This window comes from Sinomonas sp. (assembly GCF_051955515.1).
In the GTDB taxonomy this organism is placed as follows: Bacteria; Actinomycetota; Actinomycetes; order Actinomycetales; family Micrococcaceae; genus Sinomonas.
Genome location: NZ_JBQCGQ010000266.1, coordinates 1 through 3,984, shown reverse-complemented (window position 1 = coordinate 3,984; position 3,984 = coordinate 1). Strand labels below are relative to the sequence as shown.

Here is a 3,984-nt window from a genome sequence, read left to right as displayed (position 1 = left end):
TCGATGACGAAGTCGGTGATATTCCGTGCTACCGCGTGGGGAACGAGGGGCGGGACGATCTTCTCGCGCACGTTGACTCCTTTGCTGTGCCCTCATGGGTGCGTACCTCAACCTTAGCCAAGCTGGTGACCACTGTGGCCTTGGCCACGTCCCTAATGCTACTGGTCGGTAACATTAGTCCTCTGCGTGGGCTGGCCGTGACCACAGCGCCACTAAACTGGCCCGGTGCCCACTCCGCGACGTCCCCTCCCTCCACGACGCCCTGCCGGCCCCCGTCTTCGCCGCCGGGGCCTCGCCATCGGCATTGACATAGGGGGCACCAAGGTCGCCGCCGGGGTGGTGGATGCAGACGGGCAGATCCTCCGCGAGGCGCGCCGCGCCACGCCGGGTTCGCAGCCCCGAGAGGTCGAGCGGGTCATTGCCGAGCTTGTCGAAGAGCTGAGCGGAAATCATCGCGTGGCCACCGTGGGGATCGGGGCCGCCGGGTGGATGGACCTCGAGGGCGGCACCGTGCTCTTCAGCCCCCACCTCGCCTGGCGGAACGAGCCCCTCCGGGACAACCTCGAGCGACTCCTGCGGCGCAGGGTGCTCCTGACGAACGATGCCGATGCCGCGGCCTGGGCGGAATGGCGCTTCGGGGCCGGTCGAGGGGAGCAGCGCCTTGTCTGCATCACGCTGGGCACAGGAATTGGCGGGGCTATGGTCATCGGCGGCCGGCTCGAGCGCGGCCGATACGGGGTGGCTGGGGAGTTCGGACACCAGATCATCATGCCCGGCGGGCATCGCTGCGAATGCGGCAACCGCGGCTGCTGGGAGCAGTACGCCTCGGGCAACGCCCTGGGCCGCGAGGCGCGCGAGCTGGCGAGGGCCAATTCGCCCGTCGCCCAAGAGATCCTGAAGGCCGTCGGCGGAGACATCGACGCCATCACCGGAGCGGTCGTCACCGATCTGGCGCGGAAGGGCGACCCGACGTCGCGGGAACTCCTCGAGGACGTGGGTGAATGGCTCGGGCTGGGCCTCGCCAACCTCGCCGCGGCCCTCGATCCCGGCACCTTCGTGGTGGGCGGTGGCCTCTGCGACGCGGACGACCTTCTGCTGGGTCCCGCTCGGCGAGCATTTGCCCGCAACCTCACGGGGCGTGGCTTCCGTCCCGCAGCGCGGATCGAACGTGCAGAACTCGGGCCTCAGGCGGGCCTGATTGGAGCAGCCGATCTCTCGCGCGTCAACGCCCGGGCCGCCGGCTGGGCGCGCTGAGACCCTTCACCTGAGCGCCCCCTCATTGAGCTCTCTCCGGGTGACGCTGCGCGCTCAGATCCGGGCGCCGTCGTCGTCCTCGTCCTTGTCCCGCGGAAGGCGCATGATGAGGTACCCGACGGAGGCGATGAAGCTCGCGACCAGCGCGGCGATCGCCCATGCCGGGATGCCCCGCCAGAACAGGGCGGACAGGAGCAGGCCTGCGGGGGCGCCGAGTGCGCCGACCCACGCCACGACGCTCGCCGGATCAGCCCCGGCCAGCACGGGGTCGGGCTCCTCTGGGACGAACTCGCCGTCGCCGTCGGGCTCGTCGTCGTGAGGGAACGGCTCGCCGAAGGATTCCGGGCGCGACGGCTCGGGGTGGGGCTTGGTCAACCCCAGCGGATCGAAGGCGTCGAATCCGGGGTCCCCGGCGTCCTGGCGGCGAGGCCCGGAGCGCTCGCCCGCCTGGGACGCCGCAGCGCGCTCGGCCGCAGACGGCTCGAGCGGAGCCGGCCCGAATTCGTCCTCGGACCACGCGGGCCCCAGCCTCGGGTCGTCCGAGCGCAGCCGCGAGACGAGGTCGCGCCAGACGTCGTCGTCGGCCTCGTGGTCGGCGCGGTCCGGATCCGGGCGGCCGTTCATGCGTGCTCCTCGGTGGGTTCGGTATCGCCGACGGAAGCGGGTGAAGATGCCGTTGCGATCTCGCGGAAGAACTCCGCAGACCGCGCGAAGATGGCTCCGGCGTCATTGTCCAGAGTCGCCACGTGGTAGCTGTCCGGGAGGCGCACGAAGCGGATGTCGGACCCGCCGTAGTATCGCGTGATGGCCCCGACGCTGCGCTCGCTCTTGACAACGTGGTCGACAGCGGACCGGAAGACCTGGAGCGGTGCGGTGGCGCGGGGGAGCAGCGAGACCGTGTCCCTGAAGAGCAGCTTGAGCTGATGCGCGGCAGTGACCGGCACGCGATCGTAGGCCTGCTCGTCCTGGCCCGGGCGCTTGATGTCATTGCCGATGGCGGGCACCGCGCGCACCGCGTACCGCATGACGCCCGTCATCGAGGACAGGGGATCGTCGACCACGAGGGCGGGGTTCACGACGGCCACGGCCGCAACCGGGTGGAGCGCGGCGAGGCGCAGTGCCAGGGCGCCGCCCATGGAGAGCCCCGCGGCGACGACGATGTGGCATTCCGCCGCAAGCTCGAGGTACGCCGACTCGTAGGCGTCGTACCACTCGCGCCACGACCGCTTCGCGAGGTCTGCCCAATTCGTGCCGTGACCGGGGAGCAGGGGAGTCGCCACGCGGAAGCCCTCGGAGCGGAGGGCGTCGGCCCACGGGGTCACGCTCGCGAGGCTCCCCGTGAACCCATGGCTCAGGGCGACACCCACCGTCGCCGTGACGCTGTTCATGTCAAGCATTATGCCCCGATCAGGCTCCGACCGTCGGGCTCTCGGCGCTGGCCGCGCAGCGGGCGAAGAATTCCGCGGTCCGCCGGACGATGAGCGGGGCTTCGGCATCCCGTGTGGCGACGTGCGAACTCGAATGCAGCGGAACAAAGTCGAGATCGCTGCTGCCGACCCGGCGCAGGATGCGACGCGCGGAGGACGGCGGCACGACCGGATCGACGTCGGACTTGAAGACGAGCAGCGGAGCGGTGACTCGGGGCAGAGCGCGGTCGGCGGCGCGGAAGAGGCGCTTGAGCTCGTGGACTGCGGCGAGCGGGGTGATCGAGTAGTCCCCTTCGTCGCCGACGGGGTCAGGGGCGGATGGCTCGTCGATCGGAAGGGCAGTCCTCATGACGAGGCGGACCGCGCTGATGTAGCGCACGCGCCAGTCATAGAAGTCCAGGCCGGGGTTGACGACGGCGATCCCAGCCACCGGCAGCCGGCTCGCCGTGAGCAGGGCAATCGCCCCGCCCATCGACAGCCCCGCCACGAAGACCACGTCGTTCCGGGCGGCCACCCGGGCATAGGCGTCCTCGAACGCCTCGGTCCATTCTCGCCAGCGCCTTCGCTCGAGGTCTCGCCAGTCGGTGCCATGTCCCGGCAGGAGCGGCAGCTCCACGTCGAACCCGTGGGCGGCGAGGCCCTGGGCCCAGGGGGCGACCGATGAACGCGTACCCGAAAACCCGTGGCACATCGCCACACCCCACCGTTGGCCCGAATTCCGCTCGCGCGTCCCCATGACCCCATCGTGTCATTGACTAGAGTGATGGCAAGCGGCACGCTGCGTTGAAAGGCAAGCGTTGATCTACTGGGCCCTCAAGCTGATCTTCATCGGACCGATCGTCAAGCTCCTCTTCCGGCCCTGGGTCAAGGGCCGCAGCAACGTCCCCGAGAACGGGGCGGCGATCCTCGCCTCGAACCATCTCTCGTTCTCAGACTCGATCTTCATGCCCCTCATGGTGCCCCGGCCCGTGGTCTTCCTCGCCAAGCAGGAGTACTTCACGGGCACGGGGCTCAAGGGCAGGCTCACGGCCGCGTTCTTCCGGCTCACGAACCAGCTGCCCATGGATCGTTCCGGCGGCGCCGCGTCGAGCGCCTCCCTCGGCGCGGGGGCCGAGGTCCTCCGTGGCGGCGGGCTGCTCGGAATCTACCCCGAGGGCACCCGTTCTCCCGACGGGCGGCTCTACCGGGGGAAGGTCGGCGTGGCCCGGCTCGCCCTCGAGACCAGAGTCCCAGTGGTGCCCGTGGCCATGATCGGCACGGAGAAGGTGCAGCCCATCGGGCAGCGATTCCCCTCGATCCGCCG

5 protein-coding genes are annotated in these 3,984 nt (G+C 70.1%); 2 read left to right on the top strand and 3 right to left on the bottom strand.

Translation table 11 applies throughout. The annotated features are described in order from the left end of the window. Positions 1-225: 225 nt before the first annotated feature. Positions 226-1,254, top strand: a complete 1,029-nt coding sequence (locus ACTHL9_RS15735) for an ROK family glucokinase (protein WP_440520225.1) — start codon at positions 226-228, stop codon at positions 1,252-1,254. Positions 1,255-1,308: 54 nt separating this feature from the next. On the opposite strand, the gene ACTHL9_RS15730 is transcribed toward ACTHL9_RS15735, so the two are convergent. Genes ACTHL9_RS15730 through ACTHL9_RS15720 form a run of 3 tightly spaced genes read right to left on the bottom strand, consistent with a single transcriptional unit; the run spans position 1,309 to position 3,417 of the window. Beyond that, on the bottom strand, positions 1,309-1,878 hold the full coding sequence (locus ACTHL9_RS15730; protein WP_440520224.1) for a hypothetical protein: 570 nt from the start codon (positions 1,876-1,878) through the stop codon (positions 1,309-1,311). Continuing rightward, positions 1,875-2,642, bottom strand: coding sequence for an alpha/beta hydrolase (locus ACTHL9_RS15725; protein WP_440520223.1), 768 nt, complete (start codon positions 2,640-2,642; stop codon positions 1,875-1,877). The genes ACTHL9_RS15730 and ACTHL9_RS15725 overlap by 4 nt, the downstream gene beginning before the upstream one ends. Positions 2,643-2,661: 19 nt before the next feature. Beyond that, positions 2,662-3,417, bottom strand: a complete 756-nt coding sequence (locus ACTHL9_RS15720) for an alpha/beta hydrolase (RefSeq protein WP_440520222.1) — start codon at positions 3,415-3,417, stop codon at positions 2,662-2,664. A gap of 61 nt (positions 3,418-3,478) precedes the next feature. Between ACTHL9_RS15720 and ACTHL9_RS15715 the strand changes: the two genes are divergently transcribed. Beyond that, on the top strand, positions 3,479-3,984 hold a 506-nt coding region (locus ACTHL9_RS15715; protein WP_440520221.1), incomplete at its 3' end, for a lysophospholipid acyltransferase family protein.